This is a genomic window from Stenotrophomonas sp. STEN046 (genome assembly GCF_056759755.1).
In genome coordinates, this window is sequence record NZ_JBRRDR010000008.1 from 107,927 (window position 1) to 129,510 (window position 21,584).

Genomic DNA, 21,584 nt, shown 5'->3' on the forward strand with positions numbered 1-21,584 from the left:
GAACTGGCGGCGCCGCGGTGCAGCGCGGAAAAACGGAAAGGCCCGCGAGAGCGGGCCTGGGAGGCGCATAGAATAACCGTATCGGCGTCGCCCGCACCGCGATGGCGGTGCCGGACGAGGGCATGCGTTCAGTCGCCTGCCTGCCGCGCGCAGCAGACAGGCATCGGCTGGACAGGTCAGCGCAGGGCCAGGGTCAGCAGCAACGCACGCGCCGCATTGAAGCGGTCTTCCGGCAAGGGCAGCGGGTGCTTGATACGCAGCTTGTCCGGCCCATCCATGGCATACAGGTTCGGCTGCTTCTGGATCAGCTGGATCACCGCCATCGGGTCGATGTTCGGCTTGGACTCGAACACGATGCGGCCGCCAGCCTCGCCCAGATCCAGCTTGCGGATGCCCAGGGTGTTGGCCTGCAGCTTCAGCTCGGCAATGGCGAACAGGTTCTTGGCCGCATCCGGCAGCAGGCCGAAGCGGTCGATCATCTCCACCTGCAGTTCGCGCAACCCATCGCTGTCGCGTGCGCTGGAGATGCGCTTGTACAGCGTCAGGCGGGTGTGCACGTCCGGCAGGTAGTCTTCCGGAATCAGCGCGGGAACATGCAGTTCGACCTCGGCACCGCGCACTTCCTCGCCGGCATCCAGGTCGGGCAGCTTGCCCTGCTTGATGCTGCGCACCGCGCGTTCCAGCAGCTCGGTGTACAGGCTGAAGCCAACCTCGGCCATCTGCCCGCTCTGGTCTTCGCCCAGCAGTTCACCGGCGCCGCGGATTTCAAGATCGTGGGTGGCCAGGGTGAAGCCGGCACCCAGCTCGTCCATCGACGCGATCGCATCCAAGCGCTTCTCCGCGTCCGGGGTGATCGAGCGGCGGTCCGGCGCTACCAGGTAGGCATAGGCACGATGGTGCGAGCGGCCCACGCGGCCACGCAGCTGGTGCAGCTGTGCCAGGCCGAAGCGATCGGCGCGGTTGATGATGATGGTGTTGGCGTTGGGAATGTCGATGCCCGATTCGATGATCGTGGTCGACAGCAGCACATTGAAGCGCTGCTTCTGGAAGTCCAGCATCACCTTTTCCAGTTCGCGCTCGGGCATCTGCCCGTGGGCGACGCCGATGCGCGCTTCGGGCACCAGCTCGGACAGCTCGCGCTGCATGCGGCCGATGCTTTCCACATCGTTGTGCAGGAAGTACAGCTGGCCACCACGTGCCAGCTCGCGCTGGAACGCCTCGCGCAGCAGTGCGTTGTCCCACTGGGTGATGAAGGTCTGCACCGCCAGCCGGTTCGGCGGCGGGGTGGCGATGATCGACAGGTCGCGCAGGCCAGCCATCGCCATGTTCAAGGTACGTGGGATCGGCGTGGCGGTCAGGGTCAGCAGGTGCACGTTGGCGCGCAGCGCCTTCAGTGCCTCCTTCTGGCGCACGCCGAAACGCTGCTCTTCATCCACCACCACCAGGCCCAGGTCCTTGAACTTCACGTCCGGCTGCAGCAGGCGATGGGTGCCGATGATCACGTCGATGGTGCCGGCGGTGACCTTCTCCAGCTCGGCCTTGATTTCCTTGGTGCTCTTGAAGCGCGACAGCACTTCGACCTTCATCGGGTAATCGGCGAAGCGGTCGCGGAAGTTGCGGTAATGCTGTTCGGCCAGCAGCGTGGTCGGTACCAGCACCGCCACCTGCTTGCCGGCACTGGCGGCGGCGAACGCGGCGCGTACCGCAACTTCGGTCTTGCCGAAGCCGACGTCGCCGCAGACCACCCGGTCCATCGGCTGGCTGCTGGCCAGGTCGCGCAGGGTGGCCTCGATGGCCGCCAGCTGGTCCGGGGTTTCCTCGAACGGGAAACCGGCGGCGAAGGGCTCGTACATCGCCCGGTCCACCTGCAGTGCCAGGCCGGCACGGGCGCGGCGGCGGGCCTGGATCTCCAGCAGTTCGGCGGCAACATCGCGGACTTTCTCTGCGGCCTTGCGCTTGGCCTTGCTCCACTGCTCGCCACCCAGCGAATGCAATGGGGCGGTTTCGGCCGACGCACCGGAATAGCGGCTGATCAGGTGCAGCTGTGCGACCGGCACGTACAGGCGGTCGCCCTTGGCGTACTCGATCTCCAGGAACTCACCGGGCATGCCGCCGACATCCATCGCGATCAGGCCGCGGTAGCGGCCCACGCCATGGTCCTCGTGCACGATCGGCGCGCCCTCGGTCAGCTCACCGAGGTCGCGGATGATCGCTTCCGGCTCGCGGCCGGCACGCCGCGTGCGGCGGGTGCTGCCAGCGCGTTCGGGGAACAGCTGGCGCTCGGTCAGCACCGCGACGTGCGGAGTGTCCAGCGCGAAACCGTCTTCCAGCGGTGCCACGGCAATGGCGAAGCGTTCGTCGCTGGCCAGGAAGGCCGGCAGGTCGGCCACCACCGGCGGCTTCAGTTCGGCGGCCTGCAGCACCTCCAGCAGGGCTTCGCGACGGCCGGGTGAATCGGCGGCGATCAGCACCCGGCCGGGATAGTGGCCAAGGAAGGATTTCAGCGCGTCGCCCGCAGGCGCTTCGCGTGCAGCCACCGGCAACGGCGGCAGCGGCTGGTCACCCAGTGCATGCGCATCGGCGATGCGGGCGTGATCGGCGGCCCATACTTCCACCCGCGGTGCGTCGTTCAGGCGCTCGCGCAGCAGTTCCGGCGACAGGTACAGCGCCGACGGCGGCAGCAGCGGCCGCTCGACATCATGGCGGCGCTGTTCATAGCGCTCGCCGGTCTGCGCCCAGAACGTTTCCGCCGCCTCGCCCGCGCCCACGCACACCACCGGCAGGCTGCCTTCGGGCAGATAGTCGAACAGGGTGGCGGTGCGTTCGAAGAACAGCGGCAGGTAGTACTCGATGCCGGCCGGGGCCAGCCCGGATTTCAGGTCCTGGTACAGCGAACTGCGGCGGGTATCGACGTCGAAGCGTTCGCGCAGGGTGGCAAGCACACGGGCGATGCTGGCCTCGTCCATCGGCACTTCGCGGCCCGGCAGCATGTGCACCGCCTCGACCCTGTCCAGCGAGCGCTGGCTTTCCGGATCGAAAGCGCGGATCGAATCGATGTCCTCGTCCAGCAGCTCCACCCGCAGCGGCTCGCCGGCACCCATCGGATACACGTCGAGCAGGCCACCGCGCACGGCGAAGTCACCCGGGTCCATCACCTGTGGCACGTTGCGGTAACCGGCGCTTTCCAGGCGTCGCTTCTCCGCTTCCAGGTCCAGGCGCTGGCCGACCTTGAGGTCGAAGCTGCCGCCGATCACATAGCTGCGCGGTGCCAGCTGCTGCAGCAGCGTCTGCACCGGCACGACCACCAGGCCGCGCTTCAGCGCAGGCAGGCGGTGCAGGGCGGACAGGCGCTGGGAAATGATGTCCGGGTGCGGGCTGAAACGGTCGTAGGGCAGCGTTTCCCAGTCAGGGAACGCAACGACCGGCAGGCTCGGGTCGCCTCCCAGCAGGGTGTGCAGGTCCGCTTCGAGCTGGTTGGCGCCGTGGTTGTCACGGGCGATCACCAGCAGCGGCGCATCATGCGCACGTGCGGCCTGGGCCAGGTACCAGGCCAGGGCAGTGGGCGACGCGGGGGCGCGCCACCAGGCGCGGAGCTGGCCAGTACGCGGCAGCGGCGGAGCGGGGTAGGAGATACGCGACATGAACTGCGGATTTTAGCAGATGGTTCTGTCGGCACCGCGTGCGCGATTGCACGGCAGCGCCGGGCCGCGCAGCAGGACGGGGCGGGCGCCTGCCCGGAGTACGCATCGCCATGCGCGCGGAACCGGCCGCACCGCGTGGACAATGCTGTCAGCCCGGCGGCGCGTGTCGGTCGCGGTGCTCGCCGGGCATGACCCGGCGCTACCTCAGTTGTCCAGTTCCAGCACCATCCGCACCAGGCCTTCGGCGCCGTTGGGGTGCGGCACCGGCTTGAAGCCCAGCGAGGCGGCCAGCTGCTTCATCGGTTCGTTTTCGGCAGCCACGTCGCCATACAGGCGGTCCAGGTACTTGCCGCGACCCCACTTCACCAGCTTGCGCATCAGCTGCCGGCCAAGGCCCTGGCCGATCAGGAAGCGGCTGATCAGGATCGCGTACTCGGCTTCACGGGTACCGGGGATGATCGAAGCGCGGGCCACCGCGCCGACCACCGCTTCACCGGCCGGCAGCGACTCGGCTGCCACCAGGGTGATCTCGGTCTTCGGGTTCGGGTGGGTCAGGCGCTGGGTGGTGTCGGCGGAAAGCTCGGTCACCGATTGCAGGAAACGGTCACGGATTTCTTCCGGCCCGAACAGGCTGAACGCCGCTTGCAGCGGCGCGCCATCTTCCGGGCGGATGGGGCGGATCAGCAGCTCGTGGCCGCTGGGAGCCTTGAAGATCTCATGCCAGGGCGGCATGCGGTTGCGAGTGGCCATACCGGGTGATTCCTTGGTGGTCCATCGATTGTGGCATCACCGGGGCCGTATTCCGTGAACGAAAGGCTCACGTACGTACAGCCTCGTGAAGGCCCTTATTCGGCGGTCTTGAGCCAGTCCAGGCGGGTGCTGGCGCCCGGTTCGCCCAGGTGCTGGCGCAGCGCCGGCAGGGCTGGCCCGACCAGCCGGTCGAACTGCCAGGGGGCATTGAGCACCAGCATGCCACTGCCGTTGAGGCGCAGCGGCGAGTCGTCCGGACGTACCAGGAACTCGATGGTCACCGCCGACTTCACCGGCAGCGCGGCGGCCTTGCGCAGGAAGTGCAGGATCGTACGGCGCTGCTTGATCGGGAACCAGACCGCACAGGTGGCCTGCGGCCAGCGCGCGTAGGTCTCGGCCAGCGCGGCCAGGATGGCCTGGTATTCGGCGTCCTGTGCTTCATACGGCGGGTCGATCAGAACCAGGCCGCGGCCGATCTTGGCGCCATTGACCTTGGGCGGCAGCAGCGAGCGCAGCTGCGCATAGCCATCACCGGGGTGCACGCCAACGCGGCTGTCATGGGCGAACAGGGCCTTCAGCGCACCGGCCTCGTCTTCCTGCAGTTCGCACACGGCCATGCGGTCCTGGGGGCGCATGGCCTGGGCGCTGAGCAGCGGCGAACCGGGGTAGCTGATCATCGCGCCGACCGGATTGTCGGCCTGCACCGCCTTCAGGTAGCGCTCGACCACCTCGGGCAGCTTGGGCTGGGCCATCAGCCGCATGACCCCGGATTCGATCTCCTGGGTCTTGCGGCTCTCTTCGCTGGCCAGCAGGTAGCGGCCGGCACCGCCGTGGGTGTCGAGCACGAAGAACGGGCTGTCCTTGCGCTTGAAGCTGTCGATCAGGGCCAGCTGCACGATGTGCTTGAGGACATCGGCATGGTTGCCGGCGTGGAAGGCGTGGCGATAGTTCATGGGCGGCAGTGTACGGGGCGGCGGCCGCAGCGGCTATGCTGCGCGCCATGACAGCGCCTGTTACCCATGTCCTGGTGGTCGAAGACGAAGCGGCCATCGCCGAAACCGTGCTCTATGCGCTGCGCAGCGAGGGCTACGCCGCCAGTCACTGCCTGCTGGGCGGGCTGGCGCTGCAGCAGTTGCAGGCCGGCGGGGTGGATCTGGTGGTGCTGGATGTCGGGCTGCCGGACCTGGGCGGTTTCGAGGTCTGCCGCCGGCTGCGGGCGCTGCCAGGGCCGGCCGGGCAGGTGCCGGTGATCTTCCTGACCGCGCGCAACGACGAACTCGACCGTGTACTGGGCCTGGAACTGGGTGCGGACGATTACATGGCCAAACCCTTTTCGCCGCGCGAACTGGTGGCACGGGTGCGCGCACGGTTGCGGCGCGCGGGGCCGGCGCCCGGGGCGGCATCGGCCGACGCCGGCTGGCAGGCGCATGGGGACTTTGCCATCGACCGCGAAGGGCGTCGCATCCGCTTCCAGGGCCACGCGCTGGACCTGACGCGCTACGAATACGCCCTGCTGGAGGCGCTGCTGCAGCGGCCCGGTGCCATCCTCAGCCGGGCGCAGTTGATGGACCGCGGCTGGGACAGTGCTGCCGACAGTACCGACCGTACGGTCGATACCCACGTCAAGACGCTGCGCGCCAAGCTGCGTGCGGCCGGCGCCAGCGGCGAACCGATCCGAACCCACCGTGGCCTCGGCTACGCGCTGGAGGTCTGACGGGTGCGCCTGGTCCTGAAGCTGTTCCTGGGCTTCTTCCTGATCGTCGGCATCGCCGCGTTCTTCGTGATGCGCGTGTTCGTCAACGAAGTGAAGCCGGGCGTACGGCAGGCGATGGAATCGACCCTGGTGGACGCGGCCAACGTGCTGGCGGAGATGGCCGCGGCCGACGTCAAGGCCGGCACCATCGGCAACGGCAGCTTCACCCGCAACCTGGCCAATGCCCGGCAGCGTGACCTGAAGGCCATGGTCTGGCGCTTCCCCAAGCGCGCGCTGGATTACCGGGTGACGATCACCGATGCCAAGGGCATCGTGATCTACGATTCGCTGGGCCGCGATGTGGGGCGCGACAACTCGCGATGGAACGATGTCTACCGCACCCTGCGTGGCGAGTACGGGGCGCGTTCCAGCCCGGAAACCCCAGGTGATGACAGCAATACGGTGATGCACGTGGCCGCCCCGGTCTACGACCCGGCAGATGGCCGCACCCTGATCGGGGTGCTCAGCCTGGCCCAGCCCAACCGCAGCATCGATCCGTTCATTGCCGCCAGCCAGCGGGCCATCATCGAGCGTGGCGCCTGGCTGATCGGGCTGTCGGCGCTGGTGGGCGTGCTGGTGACGATGTGGCTGACCAATGGCCTGGGCCAGCTCAGCCGCTATGCGCGCGCGGTCAGTGCCGGCGAGCCGGTGCCGCCTCCGAAGCGCCGCAGCGATGAGATCGGCGACCTCGGCCAAGCCCTGGAGACGATGCGGCGCAAGCTGGAAGGCAAGGCTTACGTCGAGCAGTACGTGCAATCGCTCACCCACGAGATGAAAAGCCCGCTGGCGGCGATCCGCGGCGCTGCCGAGCTGTTGCAGGAGCCGATGCCCGATGCCGACCGCGCGCATTTCGCGCGCAGCATCGTCGACCAGCAGGAGCGGTTGACCGAAACCATCGACAAGCTGCTGGCACTGGCCGAGGTCGAACAGCACGGCTGGCTGCAGACCCGCGACCCGATTGCGCTGCCCGCACTGCTGCGCGATGCGGCGGCAGCGGCGGCGGTGCGCGCGCAGGCGGCGGGTGTGGCGCTGCAGGTCAACGCGGTGCCCGACCTGCGCGTGCATGGGGATGGCTACCTGCTGCGACAGGCGCTGCACAACCTGATCGACAACGCCGTTGCGTTCTCGCCTGCTGGCGCACCCGTGGAACTGGGGGTGCAGGTGGAAGGCCAGGGCGTATGCCTGCAGGTGGCCGACCGTGGCGACGGCGTTCCCGATTACGCCCGCGAACGCGTGTTCGAACGCTTCTATTCGCTGGCCCGCCCCGGTACCGGCCGTCGCAGTTCCGGCCTCGGCCTGCCGTTCGTGCAGGAAGTGGCGCGCCTGCACGATGGTCGCGTCACCCTGCAGCCCCGCGAAGCGGGCGGCACCGTGGCCAGCCTGTGGCTGCCACTTGCCGTGCAGGGACAGCGCCCGCGCCCGCGCCGCTGACTTCACACCCGCTTCAAATTCGCCACAAACCCTGCTCACCACGGCGGTCCATCCTGCAGTCCTCTCCAACGAGGACGGACGATGAAATCCCTGAAGATGCTGCTGCGGTTTGCCATTGTCGGCGGACTGATACTGCTGCTGCTGATCCCGCTGTTCCTGATCCGCAGCGTCATCACCGAGCGCAGCGCCTACCGCGAAGAGGCTTACTCGCGCGTGGCCGAAAGCCGTGCGGGTACCCAGCGTGTGGTCGGGCCGGTGCGGGTGGTGCCGTGGACCCGCCACGAAAGCGTGGAAGTGGTTGACGCACAGGGCAACAAGACAGTTGAACTGCGCAGCTCCCAGGGCCACTGGGTGCAGCCGCCAAGTACCCTGCAGATCAGCGGCGAGCTGCTGCCCAGCCAGCGCTCGGTGGGTCTGTTCAAGGTGCCGGTGTACAGCTGGAACGGGCAGGTCAAGGCGACGTTCGCAAAGGATGACTACCCGGATCGGCCGGGCACTACCTACGGCGAGGCCTTCATCGCGCTGGGGGTTTCCGATGCACGCGGCCTGGTCGGTACGCCGAACCTGCGCGTGGACGGCCAGCAGGTCAAGCTGCTGCCGGGCGTGGGCGGGGCGTCGGTGCTCGGCCGCGGCCTGCATGCGCCGATTGCCGGCGTCGATCCGGTCGCGGGCACGTTGCCTGCCAGCAGCGTGGAACTGGAACTGCAACTGGACGGCAGCCGCTCGATCTCGGTGGTGCCGGTGGGCGATGACAACCAGATCGCGCTGCGCTCCAGCTGGCCGCATCCCTCGTTTGCCGGTGCGTTCCTGCCGAACGAACGCCGTGTGGATGCGCAGGGCTTCGATGCGCGCTGGGCGGTGTCCTCGCTGGCCTCCGATGCACAGCAGCGGCTGCGCGAAGGCGACGACCTGGATGCACAGGCGGTGCAGGTTTCGCTGGTCGATCCGGTCGACGCCTATACCCAGGCCGACCGTGCCTCCAAATATGGCGTGCTGTTCGTGGTGCTGACCTTCGTTGGCTTCATCCTGTTCGAACTGATCAAGTCCCTGCGCATCCATCCCCTGCAGTACCTGATGGTCGGCCTGGCCCTTGCGATCTTCTTCCTGCTGCTGATCAGCCTTTCCGAACACATTGCGTTCTGGCAGGCCTACCTGGTCTCTGCGCTGGCGTGCATCGGCCTGCAGGCGGTGTACCTGGCCAACGTGCTGGGCCACTGGAAGCGCGGTCTGGGCTTCGCGGCGATGCTGACGGTGCTGTACGGCGCGCTGTACGGCCTGCTGGTGTCGGAGAACAACGCGCTGCTGATGGGCTCGCTGCTGCTGTTCGTGATCCTGGCGGTGGCGATGTGGGTGACGCGCCGGGTCGACTGGTACGCCCTGGCCGAGCAGAAGTAAGGAGCACACCATGGGTTGGCGCCAGGGATTGCAGCAACGGGCACGGCAGGGCATTCCCGCCCTGCTGGAGGTGGATGCGCTGCTGCAGGCCCATGGGGTGCTGGCGGCATTGCCGGGCGCACGGATGGCCCCCGGCCTGGTCCGCTTCCAGCTTGCCGCCATCACCTGCGCCGGATTGCAGCGGCGCGGACTGGACTGGTTGCAGGGCGCGCGGCAGGGACGCGGCGCGCTTGCAGGGCGGGTGCCGCGCTACCGGCCATGGAAGGCCGGGGCAGCGGCCTTGTCGGAGATCGGCATCGCCGGCCTGCCGCAGGACTGGCCGGAACATGCGGCGGTGTTCGGCTGCAGCAGCATCGACCAACAGCATTGGTTGCTGCTGCTGCCGGAGCGGGCACAGTTGTGGCTGGGCTGGCGTGGGTAGGCCGTGTCCACCCATGGCGTGGATCGGCCGCCCATGACCGATGGGACGGGGTGCGCGCCCGCGCGCTGGCTAGACTCGATGGGTTGATGATCGAGCCGAAGGGCAGGGGTGCGATGTGCTGAAGTGGGGCGTGCTGGCCGTAGCGCTGGCGATGGGTGGCAACGCGGTGGCGCAGCAGCGCGAGCCGGTGGACCTGGACATGGTCGGCAAGATCCGTCAGCAGGCCTTCCACAAATCTCAGGTGATGGACACCTTCAGCCATCTCACCGAACGCATCGGGCCGCGCCTGACCAATTCACCGGCCATGGGGCGGGCCAACGCCTGGACCCGCAGCAGGTTCAACGAATGGAAGCTGGACAACGTCCACGACGAAGCCTTCGACGAATTCGGCCGCGGCTGGGAATTCACTTCGGCCAGCGTCGAGATGCTGGGCGACCGTGTGCAGCCGCTGCATGCACTGCCCAAGGCGTGGACGCCAGGCACCAACGGGCCGGTCGAGGGCGAACTGCTGCAGGTCGACATCAAGAAGCCGGAAGACATCGAGAAGTACCGTGGCAAGCTGCGCGGCAGGATCCTGCTGCTGGGCGAAGCACGCGAGTACAAGCGCGGTACCGACGCCGATTCGCACCGGCATGACGCCACCTCGCTGGAGGGCCTGCAGGAATTCACCCTGCCCAAGGACAAGGACGTGGCCGCCGATCGTGCCAAGCGGGTCAAGGAATACCAGGAAAAGCAGGCGCTGGCGGCCAAGGTCAACGCGTTCTTCGTGGAAGAAGGCGCGCTGGCCTCGATCAGCATCAGCAGCTGGGACAACGGCATCATCCGTGTCGCCGGCGGTGGTTCGCGCAAGGCCGGCGAGTCGGTCGGCATTCCCGAACTGGCGATGATCGCCGAACACTTCAACCCGTTGGTGCGCGCGCTGGAGGCCAAGCAGAGCGTACGCCTGCGGGTGGACGTGGCAGCACGTTTCACCGACGAGGCCGATCAGCCCGGTTACAACACGCTGGCCGAGATCCGCGGCAGCAGCAAGCCCGATGAAGTGGTGATGATCGGCGCACATCTGGATTCCTGGCACAGCGGTACCGGCGCAGCCGACAACGCCGCAGGCGTGGCGGTGATGATGGAGGCCATGCGCATCCTCAAGGCCAGCGGCGCCAAGCCCAAACGCACCATCCGGGTGGCGCTGTGGAGTGGCGAAGAGCAGGGCCTGATCGGTTCGCAGGCCTATGTGGCCAAGCACTTCGGCCGCTTCCCGGAACCCACCGATCCGGCCCAGAAGGCCCTGCCAGCGTCACTGCGCGAGCCGACCGGCGCGCTGCAGAAGACCCGCGACTACAGCCGATTCCAGGTCTACTTCAACATGGACAACGGCTCGGGCCGCTTCCGTGGCATCTATGCGCAGGAGAACCTGGCGGCGATGCCGATCTTCGAAGCGTGGCTGGCGCCGTTCCATGACGTGGGCGCGACCACCGTGGCCACCCGCAACACCGGCAGCACCGACCACATCAGTTTTGACCGCATCGGCCTGCCCGGTTTCCAGTTCATCCAGGACAAGCTGGACTACTTCACCAATGTCCATCACAGCCACCTGGATACCTGGGACCACGCCGAGCCGGAAGACCTGAAGCAGGCTGCGGCCATCGTCGCCTCCTTCGCCTACCACGCGGCCATGCGCGAGGCGTCCTTCCCGCGCAAGCCCGAACCGCAACCCTGAAAAGGCGGCGGAGGGGGGCAAGCACCCTTCTCCGCAGGGGGCGGAGGGCTGGTAAAATCGGGGGATATCCGTTCCTCGAGCCCTCCATGACCTGCCGCACCCGCTTCGCCCCCAGTCCTACCGGCTACCTGCATATCGGTGGTGCCCGCACCGCGCTGTACTGCTGGCTGGAGGCCCGCCACCGTGGCGGCGAGTTCGTGCTGCGCATTGAAGATACCGACCGTGAACGCAGCACGCAGGGTGCGATCGATGCGATCCTGGAGGCGATGGAGTGGTTGGGCCTGAACTATGACGAAGGTCCGATCTACCAGACCGCGCGCGTGGCCCGTTACAAGGAAGTGGCCGAGCAGCTGATCGCTGACGGCAAGGCGTACTACGCCTACGAGACCCGCGAAGAGCTGGATGCGATGCGCGAAGCGGCGATGGCCAAGCAGGAAAAGCCGCGCTACAACGGTGCTGCGCGCGAACTGGGCCTGCCGTACAAGGACGACCCGAACCGCGTTATCCGCTTCAAGAATCCGCTTGAGGGCAGCGTGGTCTTCGACGACCTGATCAAGGGCCCGATCGAGATCGCCAACAGCGAGCTGGATGACATGGTCATCTTCCGCCCGGATGGCTACCCCACCTACAACTTCGCGGTGGTGGTGGACGACTGGGACATGAAGATCTCCGAAGTCATCCGTGGCGACGACCACATCAACAACACCCCGCGCCAGATCAACCTGTATGAAGGCATCGGCGCGCCGGTGCCGAAGTTCGGCCACATGCCGATGATCCTCGACGAGCAGGGCGCGAAGCTGTCCAAGCGCACCGGCGCGGCCGATGTGATGCAGTACAAGGACGCCGGCTACCTGCCCGACGCGCTGCTGAGCTACCTGGCCCGCCTGGGCTGGTCGCATGGTGACCAGGAGCTGTTCAGCCGCCAGGAACTGATCGAGCTGTTCGACGTGACCAACTGCAACTCCAAGGCCTCGCGCCTGGACATGGCCAAGCTGGGCTGGGTCAACCAGCACTTCCTGAAGACCCAGGAGCCGGCCGCCATCGTGCCGCACCTGGTCTACCAGCTGGAAAAGCTGGGCCTGGACGTGGCTGCCGGCCCGGCGCCGGTGGACGTGGTGATCGCCCTGCGCGAGCGCGTGCAGACCCTGAAGGAAATGGCCGAGAAGGCCGTGGTCTGGTACCAGCCGCTGAGCGAGTACGACGAGGCGGCAGTGGCCAAGCACTTCAAGGCAGGCGCCGAACTGCCGCTGGGCAAGGCCCGTGAACTGCTGGCGGCCCTGCCGGAGTGGACCGCCGAGGCCGTGGGCGTGGCCCTGCACGACGCCGCTGCCGCGCTGGAAATGGGCATGGGCAAGGTGGCCCAGCCGCTGCGGGTGGCCATCACCGGTACCCAGGTCAGCCCTGACATTTCCCATACCGTGTATCTGGCTGGCCGCGAGCAGGCCTTGAAACGCATCGATGTGGCCATTACCAAGGTAGCAGCGGCCTGAGCCCACCGGCCCCGGCCCGAACTGGAGAACGCGCATGTCCGCCAAAACCGCCTGTACGGCCCCGCATCACCATGTCCACGACGCATCTGATTTCGTGGCGGTGGTCGAGCGTGTCTCGCGTGAGCGCGGGCTGCGCCTGACCCCGATCCGCGCCAACGTACTGAAGCTGATCGCCGAGGCCGGCAAGCCGGTCAAGGCCTACGAACTGCTGGAATGGGTGCGCAACGGCAAGGGCGTGGGCGCTGATGCCCCGCCCACCGTGTACCGCGCGCTGGATTTCCTGATGGCGAACGGTTTCGTGCACAAGCTGGAATCGGTCAATGCCTTCGTGGCCTGCCACCACCCCAGCAGCGCGGCACACTCGGTGCCGTTCCTGATCTGCAACAGCTGCCACAGTGCGGTGGAACTGGAAGACCGCGAGATCGTCACCCAGCTGGAAAAGCGCGCGAAGGAGCTCGGGTTCCAGCCGCAGGCACAGACGCTTGAAGTGCACGGGCTGTGCGCGCGCTGCGCAGGCTGACGGCGGCGGGGTAACGACGACCGGGCGAGGACGACCGGGCAGGGGCGCCCCACCAGGCCGGCGCCCTAGTCCATCGGCTTGGTCGCGGTATCCACCCGTACGATCACCGACATGCCCGGGCGCAGCCGCGCGGCCAGTTGCTGCTCGCCGTCAATCGAGATCCGTACCGGCAATCGCTGCACCACCTTGGTGAAATTGCCGCTGGCATTGTCCGGGCGCAGCACGCTGAATTCCGATCCGGTGGCCGGTGCGATCTGTTCCACCCGGCCGCGCAGCACCTGGCCCTGGAATGCATCCACCGCGAACGTGGCCGGCTGCCCGATCTTCATCTGCCAGGTCTGGCCTTCCTTGTAGTTGGCCACTACCCACAGCGCATCCGGCACCAGGAACAGCAGCTGCGAACCGGCCGCCACGTACTGGCCCACGCGCACGCTGGCCTCGCTGATCTGGCCGTCGCGCGGTGCATGGATCACCGTGTTGGCCAGGTCGATGCGGGCCAGTTCAAGCTGCGCCTGTGCACTTTCCACCTGCGCTTCCAGGCTCTTGCGGGCCACCTGCGTGGATACCAGTGTTTCCTCGGCAATGCGGATCTGCGCCTGCGACTGCTGCACGCTGGCCTGCGCCGAGGCCTGCGTGGTGCGGAACTTGTCGCGGTCGTTGATCGATACCAGCCGCTGCGCGGCCAGCTCCTCGTAGCGCTTGGTCTCATTGCGCGAGCGTTGCAGTTCGGCCTCTCCGGCCGACAGGCTGGCGCGCGCCGCGCTGATCTGCGCGCGGTTCTGCGCCTGTGACTGGTCCGAATTGGCCAGCGCCGCGCGGGCGCTGTCCAGTGTTGCCTGTGCCTGTGCCACCCGCTGCGCATAGATGCGGTCGTCGATGCGCAACAGCGGCTCGCCCTGCTTCACGTGCTGGAAATCCTTCACCAGCACGTCGGTCACGTAACCGTTCACCTGCGGCGCCATCACCGTGATCTGTCCGCGCACGTAGGCGTTGTCGGTCACCATCACGCTGCTGGTGAACGGCCACAGGTGCCAGGCGCGCAGGATCAGCGCGATGCCCAGCAGTGCCACCACCACCATCACCACCACGCTGCGGGCGCTGGGCTTGAGGTACTTCGGTGCCGCTGCCGGCGCGGCTGGCGTAGCGGCCGGCGCCGCGTCGGTCGGCGGCGGTGGGGTGACGTTCTCGGCGGCGTCGGTATCGTCGGGACGGGGAGGTACGGGGGACATGTCGGTGGACTCAGCGCGGTGCCACGGTCGGTGCCGCAGCGGGGGAGGTGGGGTGGCGCTTGCGCCATTGCTTGAGCACGGCGGTGCGCAGCGACAGCAGCAGCAACCAGCACAGGAAGCCGATTGCCAGCCAACCGCTCAGGGTGAACACATCATTGAAGCCACGCACGTTGGCCTCGCGGCGGGTGGTCAGCGCCAGCTGCGCGCTGCCCTGCGCGCTGCGCAGCACCGGGTCGGTGATCTGCGCCGAATACAGCTGCTGCTGGATGCGCAGGCGTTGTGCGACCACGGGATCGGCCGGGTCGAGCTGGCTGGTCAGTGCGCTGGAATACAGCTGCTCGCGATGCAGCTGGAAGGTGCCCAGCACGGCCGAGCCGGCCAGGCCGCCCAGCGTCTGGGTGATCGACAGCGTCACCAGGAACGTGATCATGTGGTCCACGCCCTGCTTCAGCGCAGCGGAAATGCCGAGCATGATCAGCGGGCCCATGAACATGCCGGCGCCCACCGAGGCCAGGAACTGGCTGATGTAGAAGTCGTGAGGCCGGTCCAGGCTGGTGCGGTGCTGGTCGAAGAACGCGGCGGTCCCCAGCAGCAGGATCGCCAGCAGCAACTGCGGGATCAGGCGCTTGGGGCCGAAGGTCAACGCCGCGCCGGCGATGCCGGTGACCACGCCGGCCAGGATCACCACGAACAGCGGCCGCATCTGGTCCGGGCCCATGCCCAGCGTGCGCATCAGGTTGACCACCCCATAGGACTGTTCGGTGGTCAGGAAGCGGATCAGGAATGCGCCGACGATGAAGTGCATCACCGGCAGGGTCGACAGCCAGCGGATCTGCAGCAGTGGGTTGCGCCGGTAGTGTTCGATGATCAGCGCGGTGGTGGTCAGCGCGATCGAGGCGATCAGCGCCCAGCCCAGCCATGGCGTGTTCAACCACCAGCGTGTGTAGCCCTGTGCCAGCACGATCACCAGCAGGGCGACGGCCGGGGCGAGCAGGGCGAAGGTGAGAAAATCCAGCGGCTCGAATGCCTTGACCTGCACGCCCGGCGGCAGCTTCAGCACTACAACGGCGGCAAACGCGCACAACGCCAGTCCCGCTTCGAACGAGTACAGCTGGTGCCATTGGCCGGTATCGACCAGGCCCGGCGAGACGATCCAGGCAATCGGCACCGCCAGCTGCGACAGGCCGACGCCCACCACCAGCAGGTTGCCGGTAAAGCGCCGCGGCAGCGCCTGCAGCATGTACAGCGTTCCCAGCGTCGAGCAGGCCGCACCGGCGAAGCCGCTGGCGGCGCGGGTCAGCAGGGTGGTCTCGAAGCTGCCCACGAACAGGTGCAGTACCGCCAGCGCGGCGTACAGGCCCAGGCCGATCTCGGCGAACAGGCGGATGCCGTACTGCTGGCGGAACTTGAAGGCCAGCAGGTTGGCGGTGACGTTCACCATCGCGTAGGCGGCGACCAGCCAGCTGCCCTGGGTCGGGGTGAGCGCAAGCTGGCCCTGCAGGAACGGCAGGTTGGCCGTGACCAGGGCGTTGCCGAGGCCGCCGGTGATCGCTACCAGCAGCGACACCAGTGCATAGGCCGCGCGCCGGTAGGGCGGGTGCCAGGGCATCGAGGCCGAGCCAGGCATGGTCGGCTTCTCATGCTCCTCCCAATCGGGAATCGGCTTGAGGTACGGCTGTACCATCAGCGGGCCGCGATGGCGGCTCCCTGCAGGCCACCGCGCAGCAGCTGCAGCGCACGCCCGGCCAGCTGTGCGCGTTCATCGCGGGTCTTGCCGCGCAGTGCCGCGCCCAGCATGCCGGAGATCAGCGAGATGTCGGTCTTCTCCAGGTCGTGCCGGCACAGGCCGGCGGCCTTGGCGCGGGCGATCGGGCCTTCCAGCAGGTCGCGCACGGTCTCGCGCGCGGTGCGCATGGCCGGCACGTCCGAATCCACCGCGCGCCAGTAGTCGGCCAGCGCCGGTGAATCGATGATGCGCTGGGCCATGCCCTCGAACACTTCGAACAGTGCGTCGTCGCGGTCGCCCAGCTGCTCCACCTGGCGGCGGATGCGGTCGACCGTGCGCTGCAGCAGCGCCTGGATCAGCGCTGTGCGATCCGGGAAGTTGCGGTACAGCGTCGCGCGGCCGACTTCGGCGCGCTCGACCACCAGATCCAGTGGGGCAGTGACTCCATGCTGGCCGAACACATGGTCGGCAGCATCGAGGATGAGGGCGCGGCGGGCAGCGGCATCGGCACGTTGAGCAGTCATGGCTTCATTTTCGGACATTAATGTCCGGTTGGCGAGACGATTGACGACGGGATTGTCCGCTTGTTGTCGTACGCACATCTTTGTGACGCTTGCGTGATGGTTTCTGCTGTCAAAGAAAACGGGGGCCAGATGGCCCCCCGCGATCGCTTTGCTTGATCCACGCAGCGCGTGGTGAACCTCAGGTGGATCCACGCAATGCGTGGTGCACCCAGGTAGATCCACGCCATGCGTGGATGGGCCTCAGAAGAACGCGCGAATGCCGAAAGCGACGCCACGACCCGGCAGTGGCGAGTAATCCTTCAGCAGCGAGGTGTGCGGACGCACTTCGCGGTTGGTCAGATTGCTGCCATCCAGGAACACCTCGTAGCTGTTGCTGCCGGAGCGGTCCCAGCGGTAGGCCAGGTGTGCATCGACCAGGGTGAAGCCATTGCTGGCTTCCTCGTTCTGCGCCACATCCTTCTGCCGGCTGTAACGCACCGCACCGACCGAAGCGCGCCAGCCTTCCTTCGCCCAGCGCAGGTCGGCGCCCACGCGGGCCGGCGCGATGCGCGGCAGGTAACCGGTGTTGGCCAGTTCCACGCTGTAGTTGTGGTTGTGGTCACCGTGCGGCACGGCGATGTCCAGGTTGCGGCTGCCATTGCCGTCCAGCTTGGCCTGCACGTAGTCACCGAACACGCGCAGGTCCCAATCGCCCGCGCCGCCTTCGAACAGGTGCACCAGCGCTTCGGCCTCGGCACCCTTGAACACCGCATCCTGCTGCGTCCAGGCGCGTACCGGCAGGCCTTCGGTGATGCCGGTGTCGGCCAGGTAGATGAAGTCCTTGAACTTCGTCTGGTAGATCGCGGCGGAGAAGTCGAGGCGCTCGCTGTGGGTGTGGATGCCCAGTTCGATGCGCTGGCCGCGCTCGGTCTTCAGGTTGGCATCGCCGATTTCCAGCGAACGGGTGGCGATGTGCGCGCCGGCGGCGTACAGCTCTTCATTGGTGGGCGCGCGCTCGGAGCTGTCCACGCCGATGCGCAGATCGACCGCATCGTTGAGCTTCCAGATCCCGGCAGCCGACAGGTTGGTTGCATCGAACTTGCGGCGTTGGTAGTCGCCGGTCGGGTCCAGCTTGACCTGGTCGTGGCGGCCACCCAGTTCCAGCTTGAACGGGCCGAACTGCTTTTCCTGCAGCACGAACACGCCGATGTTCTTGGTGCCGGTGTCCGGAACGAAGGCTTCTTCGCCCTTGGCACCGAAATCGCTGTTGCCTACCTGCAGGCCGAACGCGCCGTCCCAGCCGCCGATCTGCTGCTGCACCGCTTCCAGGCGGCCTTCGATGCCACGGTTGGTGAAGCGGGTGGACGGTGTACCGGCCTCCAGCTCCACATGCTCGTAGTCGGTGTAGGCCACGCGTGCATTGATGTTCTTCAGGAACGAGACCGGGTTGTAGATGCCGGCCTTGGTCTCGAAGCGGTTCTGCACCATGTCGATGCGCACGTCGTGCTCGTCGCCTTCCTCTTCCTCACCATGGTCGTGATCGTGATCATGGCCGTGGTCATCGCCGTCGGCATGCACGTGCGCGCCATTGGGGATGCCGTAGTTGGTGCGATAGGTGCTGGCCGAGACGCCGAAGTAGCCCTGTTCGCCCAGCCAGGTGGCGCCAACGCCACCGGCACGGGTGCGGATGGAACTGTTGTCCAGGCGGCCGCGACGCGGCTCCTCGCCTTCTTCGCCGGCATGGTCGTGGTCGTCGTGGTGTTCTTCCAGGCGATCGATCACTGCGTAGCCGGGAATGCGGAAGTCGTCACCGTTGCGCACCAGGCCATCGACGTGCAGCACCACGTTGCCGCTGACGCCGTCGAGGCGGAACATGCCACTGCGCTCGTCGTTCACCGAGTTGCCACGCAGCTCGGCGCGTCCGCTGAGCGGGCGATCCGGCAGTTCGCGGGCGATGCGGCCATCGACCACGTTCACCGCACCACCGATGGCGCCGCTGCCGAACAGCAGGGTGGCGGGGCCCTTCAGTACTTCGATCTGGTCGGCCAGGAACGGTTCGATGCTGGTGGCATGGTCGGCACTGACGGTGGAGGCATCCATGTTGCCCATACCGTTGGACAGCACGGCCACGCGCGGCCCTTCCTGGCCGCGGATGATCGGGCGGCCGACGCCCGGGCCGAAGAAGGTGCTCTGCACGCCGGGCAGCTTGGCCACGGTGTCGCCGAGGGTGCCGGCCTTCTGCTCATCCAGGCGCTCGCCGGCCAGCACGTCCACCGGCCGCGCCAGCGATTCGGCGTCGCCCTGCAGCGGCGAGGCAGTGACCTGCACCGACGACAGCTCGGTCAGGTGGCGGTCACGATGCGAATCATCGTCGGAGGCCGCAAACGCGGCCGACGGCAACAGCGCGGCGAGCGCCAACGCCAGGGAATGCGGCTTGAAACGACGGTCGTGGAAGGGCATGGAGAGTCCTTTGTTACAATGTATCAATCGGGTGGCGCACGAATCCCGTCGGCGGGACAGGGGGAGGGGAACCGTGCGGGTCAGGCGAGGATGTTATATTATTCCATAACGATTCGCCGCCCTGCTGGAAGTCATGCCTTTGCCCTCACGCCTGCGCCACCTGCTCGATCGCTTCGGCGCCACCGGTTCGATGCTGTGCGCGGTGCACTGCGCGGTCATCCCCCTGCTGTTGGCGGCGGCGCCCTCGCTGGGGCTGTCGTTCTGGCTCAGCGACGGCGTGGAAAAGGCACTGGTGGTGTTCGTGACGCTGCTCGGGTTGTTCAGCCTGGTCTGGGGCTACCGGCGCCACGGCGCGCTGCGCGCGCTTGCCTTCCTGATTCCCGGCCTGGTTGCCCTCTGGGCCGGCGTACTGGTCGACCCGCTGCACCACAATGCCGTGCCGCACGCGGTGGTGATGACCCTCGGCGGGCTGCTGGTCGGCATCGCCCACCTGGTGAATCTGCGCCTGAATCACGGCCACGTGCACGACGCAAGCTGCGCGCACTAGGCCCGGCGTGCTAGGATTTCCGATCGTGCGCGGGGGCGTCCAGCAAGACGGTCCCGCCGAACCCGTGTCAGAACGGGGTAACCAGATTTCATACTTGAGGAGTTGATGACATGGGTAAGGGTGACCGCAAGACCGCCAAGGGCAAGCGCTACAACGCCAGCTACGGCAACGCCCGTTCGCACACCGCGAGCAAGGTCGCTGTAGGCACCGCCGCCCCGGTTGCCAAGAAGACCGTGGCCAAGGCTCCGGCGAAGAAGGCTGTGGCGAAGAAGGCCGTCGCCAAGGCCTGATCCGGCCAAGCGACAGGTCCAAAGAAAAACGCGGCGCCTGGCGCCGCGTTTTTTTTATGCGTGTTGATCCTGCCGCTGCGCTCGCCGGGCATGGCCCGGCGCTGGCAGCACCCGCGCAGGGCATGGCCGGCGGTCGTTGACCGTCAGCGCAAGGTCTTCCGCAGTGTTTCCGCATCGCCGTCGTTCGGCGCTTCCGGCACCTGCAGCAGGTGGGCCAGCAGCGGGTACACATCAACGTTGTCGAAGCCGTCGATCACCAGCCCCTGCCGGAATGACGGACCACGGGCCACGAACACCGCGCGCATCGACGGCAGGGCATTGTCGTAGCCGTGCGAGCCGCGATCGGCGTCGTCGCGCGTGGCGATCTTCTCGGCCGCCAGGGCATCCCAGCCCTCATCCATCTGGCAGATGATGGCCGGCACCCGCGGGTGCGTGCCGTAGTGCCAGCGCGGGGGCAGGTTCTGCTTCTTCCAGCATTCGTAGTAGGCGTGGCGGCCCAGCAGGGCGCTTTCGGCTTCGGCCTCACGGCCTGCCAGCGGCGCAAAGCCGACCGACTGGCCCTGGCTGACGTTGCGCGCGATATCCGGCGCGACCATCGATTCAGTGGCGATCACCTGGCCATCGGGCACCGGCGCCATGCCATGGTCGGAGACCACGACCACGTTGGTGGTATCGGCCAGCCCCTGCTGCTGCAGCCCATCGAGCACCTGGCCGATGATCTGGTCCGCGCGCACGATCGCATCGGTGTACTGCCGGGAGTCGGGGCCGAAGTGGTGGCCGGCCTTGTCTACGTGTTCCATGTACAGCGTGGTCAAGCGCGGGGCGTCTGCGTCGGTCTGTGCCAGCCAGTCCAGCACCGTGCGCGCACGCGATTCCAGCGGTTCGTTGCCATCGTAGATCCGCCACTGGCTGGGACGTACGCCGCCGATCTCCGATTCGCTGCCCGGCCACGACGTGGTGGCGGTACGCACACCTGCGTTTTCCGCACCGACCCAGATCGGCTCACCACCCCACCAGGCGCTGTTGGTTACCGCCTGGCGGTCATGCAGCGCGAAGCGACCCAGCGCAGCGTCATCCATGCTGTTGTTGATGATGCCGTGGTGGTCCGGGCGCAGCCCGGTGACCAGGGTGTAGTGGTTGGGGAAGGTCAGCGACGGATACGACGGTGTCATCCAGCGCGCACGCACGCCGCCATCGATCATGCGCTGCAGGTTGGGGGTCAGGCCGCGATCGAGCGCATCGGCGCGCAGGCCATCGATGGAAATCAGCAGCAGCTTCGGCGGCGCGGCGGGAACAGCGCTCGCAACGCCAGCGGCAGGCGGAAGGGGCGTGGTGGTGCAGGCAGCCAATGGCAGCAGCAGCGCCAGCGAACAGGTCAGGCGTACGGAAGTCATCCGGCCATGATAATGCGGGGCAATGACGAGCCAAAGACACCAGGTGCGCAAAGGCGCACCTGGTGTCCGCGCAGTCCGCCTCATCCCCGCACCTTAGGCGCGCGCCCTTCAACAAGAAGGGGGCTTTTCACCAGACACATTTCAAATGCTTTCATCCATGCATGGCGTGGATCCGTGTCGACCAAGGTCGACACCTACCCACGGCAGCAGGAAATTTTCAGGGATGGGGCGGTTGGGTTGTTGAAAACACCCCCACCCCACGATTCCACCCAAAACCCCCCCCCCCAATTTTGACACCAGCTAGAACACCAACCCCACCC

At 67.1% G+C, this 21,584-nt stretch carries 17 protein-coding genes; 9 read left to right on the top strand and 8 right to left on the bottom strand.

The window, feature by feature from the left end:
- Positions 1-176: 176 nt before the first annotated feature.
- The 3 genes from mfd to ACVOLJ_RS06410 all read right to left on the bottom strand — a co-directional run bounded on the left by mfd (position 177) and on the right by ACVOLJ_RS06410 (position 5,344).
- Positions 177-3,641, bottom strand: coding sequence for a transcription-repair coupling factor (gene mfd, locus ACVOLJ_RS06400; RefSeq protein ID WP_481563734.1), 3,465 nt, complete (start codon positions 3,639-3,641; stop codon positions 177-179).
- Positions 3,642-3,845: 204 nt separating this feature from the next.
- On the bottom strand, positions 3,846-4,391 hold the full coding sequence (locus tag ACVOLJ_RS06405) for an N-acetyltransferase family protein (RefSeq protein ID WP_475277866.1): 546 nt from the start codon (positions 4,389-4,391) through the stop codon (positions 3,846-3,848).
- A 95-nt stretch (positions 4,392-4,486) separates the two neighbouring features.
- Positions 4,487-5,344, bottom strand: a complete 858-nt coding sequence (locus tag ACVOLJ_RS06410; RefSeq protein WP_475277867.1) for a 23S rRNA (adenine(2030)-N(6))-methyltransferase RlmJ — start codon at positions 5,342-5,344, stop codon at positions 4,487-4,489.
- A 35-nt stretch (positions 5,345-5,379) separates the two neighbouring features.
- On the opposite strand from ACVOLJ_RS06410, the gene creB reads away from it, so the two are divergent.
- The 7 genes from creB to ACVOLJ_RS06445 all read left to right on the top strand — a co-directional run bounded on the left by creB (position 5,380) and on the right by ACVOLJ_RS06445 (position 13,115).
- Positions 5,380-6,105, top strand: coding sequence for a two-component system response regulator CreB (gene creB, locus ACVOLJ_RS06415; RefSeq protein ID WP_475277868.1), 726 nt, complete (start codon positions 5,380-5,382; stop codon positions 6,103-6,105).
- A 3-nt stretch (positions 6,106-6,108) separates the two neighbouring features.
- Positions 6,109-7,575 (top strand): two-component system sensor histidine kinase CreC, encoded by a 1,467-nt coding sequence (creC, locus tag ACVOLJ_RS06420; protein ID WP_481563735.1) that lies wholly within the window; start codon positions 6,109-6,111, stop codon positions 7,573-7,575.
- An 81-nt stretch (positions 7,576-7,656) separates the two neighbouring features.
- The gene (gene creD, locus ACVOLJ_RS06425; protein ID WP_475277870.1) at positions 7,657-8,970 is read left to right on the top strand and encodes a cell envelope integrity protein CreD; all 1,314 of its coding nucleotides are present in this window, start codon (positions 7,657-7,659) and stop codon (positions 8,968-8,970) included.
- A gap of 10 nt (positions 8,971-8,980) precedes the next feature.
- A complete protein-coding gene (locus ACVOLJ_RS06430; RefSeq protein WP_475277871.1) occupies positions 8,981-9,391 on the top strand; it encodes a hypothetical protein in 411 nt (136 codons plus the stop codon).
- Between the two features lie 115 nt (positions 9,392-9,506).
- Positions 9,507-11,105 carry a M28 family metallopeptidase gene (locus ACVOLJ_RS06435; RefSeq protein ID WP_481563736.1) on the top strand — a complete coding sequence of 533 codons (1,599 nt, stop codon included), beginning with the start codon at positions 9,507-9,509 and terminating at the stop codon, positions 11,103-11,105.
- A gap of 86 nt (positions 11,106-11,191) precedes the next feature.
- Positions 11,192-12,595 carry a glutamate--tRNA ligase gene (gene gltX, locus ACVOLJ_RS06440; protein ID WP_475277873.1) on the top strand — a complete coding sequence of 468 codons (1,404 nt, stop codon included), beginning with the start codon at positions 11,192-11,194 and terminating at the stop codon, positions 12,593-12,595.
- A 34-nt stretch (positions 12,596-12,629) separates the two neighbouring features.
- A complete protein-coding gene (locus tag ACVOLJ_RS06445; RefSeq protein ID WP_025879333.1) occupies positions 12,630-13,115 on the top strand; it encodes a Fur family transcriptional regulator in 486 nt (161 codons plus the stop codon).
- A 65-nt stretch (positions 13,116-13,180) separates the two neighbouring features.
- Here ACVOLJ_RS06445 and ACVOLJ_RS06450 read toward each other — a convergent pair whose 3' ends face one another.
- From ACVOLJ_RS06450 to ACVOLJ_RS06465, 4 genes are all read right to left on the bottom strand, one after another.
- A complete protein-coding gene (locus ACVOLJ_RS06450) occupies positions 13,181-14,344 on the bottom strand; it encodes an HlyD family secretion protein (RefSeq protein WP_475277874.1) in 1,164 nt (387 codons plus the stop codon).
- 10 nt (positions 14,345-14,354) lie between these two features.
- Positions 14,355-16,028 (bottom strand): MFS transporter, encoded by a 1,674-nt coding sequence (locus tag ACVOLJ_RS06455; protein WP_481563737.1) that lies wholly within the window; start codon positions 16,026-16,028, stop codon positions 14,355-14,357.
- On the bottom strand, positions 16,028-16,594 hold the full coding sequence (locus tag ACVOLJ_RS06460) for a TetR/AcrR family transcriptional regulator (protein WP_475277876.1): 567 nt from the start codon (positions 16,592-16,594) through the stop codon (positions 16,028-16,030). Before ACVOLJ_RS06460 ends, ACVOLJ_RS06455 begins: the two co-directional genes overlap by 1 nt.
- 240 nt (positions 16,595-16,834) lie before the next feature.
- On the bottom strand, positions 16,835-19,033 hold the full coding sequence (locus ACVOLJ_RS06465; RefSeq protein WP_481563738.1) for a TonB-dependent receptor: 2,199 nt from the start codon (positions 19,031-19,033) through the stop codon (positions 16,835-16,837).
- A gap of 133 nt (positions 19,034-19,166) precedes the next feature.
- Between ACVOLJ_RS06465 and ACVOLJ_RS06470 the strand changes: the two genes are divergently transcribed.
- The gene (locus ACVOLJ_RS06470) at positions 19,167-19,580 is read left to right on the top strand and encodes a MerC domain-containing protein (protein ID WP_475277878.1); all 414 of its coding nucleotides are present in this window, start codon (positions 19,167-19,169) and stop codon (positions 19,578-19,580) included.
- Between the two features lie 110 nt (positions 19,581-19,690).
- The gene (locus ACVOLJ_RS06475) at positions 19,691-19,870 is read left to right on the top strand and encodes a 30S ribosomal protein THX (RefSeq protein ID WP_475277879.1); all 180 of its coding nucleotides are present in this window, start codon (positions 19,691-19,693) and stop codon (positions 19,868-19,870) included.
- 143 nt (positions 19,871-20,013) lie between these two features.
- Here ACVOLJ_RS06475 and ACVOLJ_RS06480 read toward each other — a convergent pair whose 3' ends face one another.
- Positions 20,014-21,264, bottom strand: a complete 1,251-nt coding sequence (locus ACVOLJ_RS06480; RefSeq protein ID WP_481563739.1) for an alkaline phosphatase family protein — start codon at positions 21,262-21,264, stop codon at positions 20,014-20,016.
- Between the last annotated feature and the right edge of the window lie 320 nt (positions 21,265-21,584).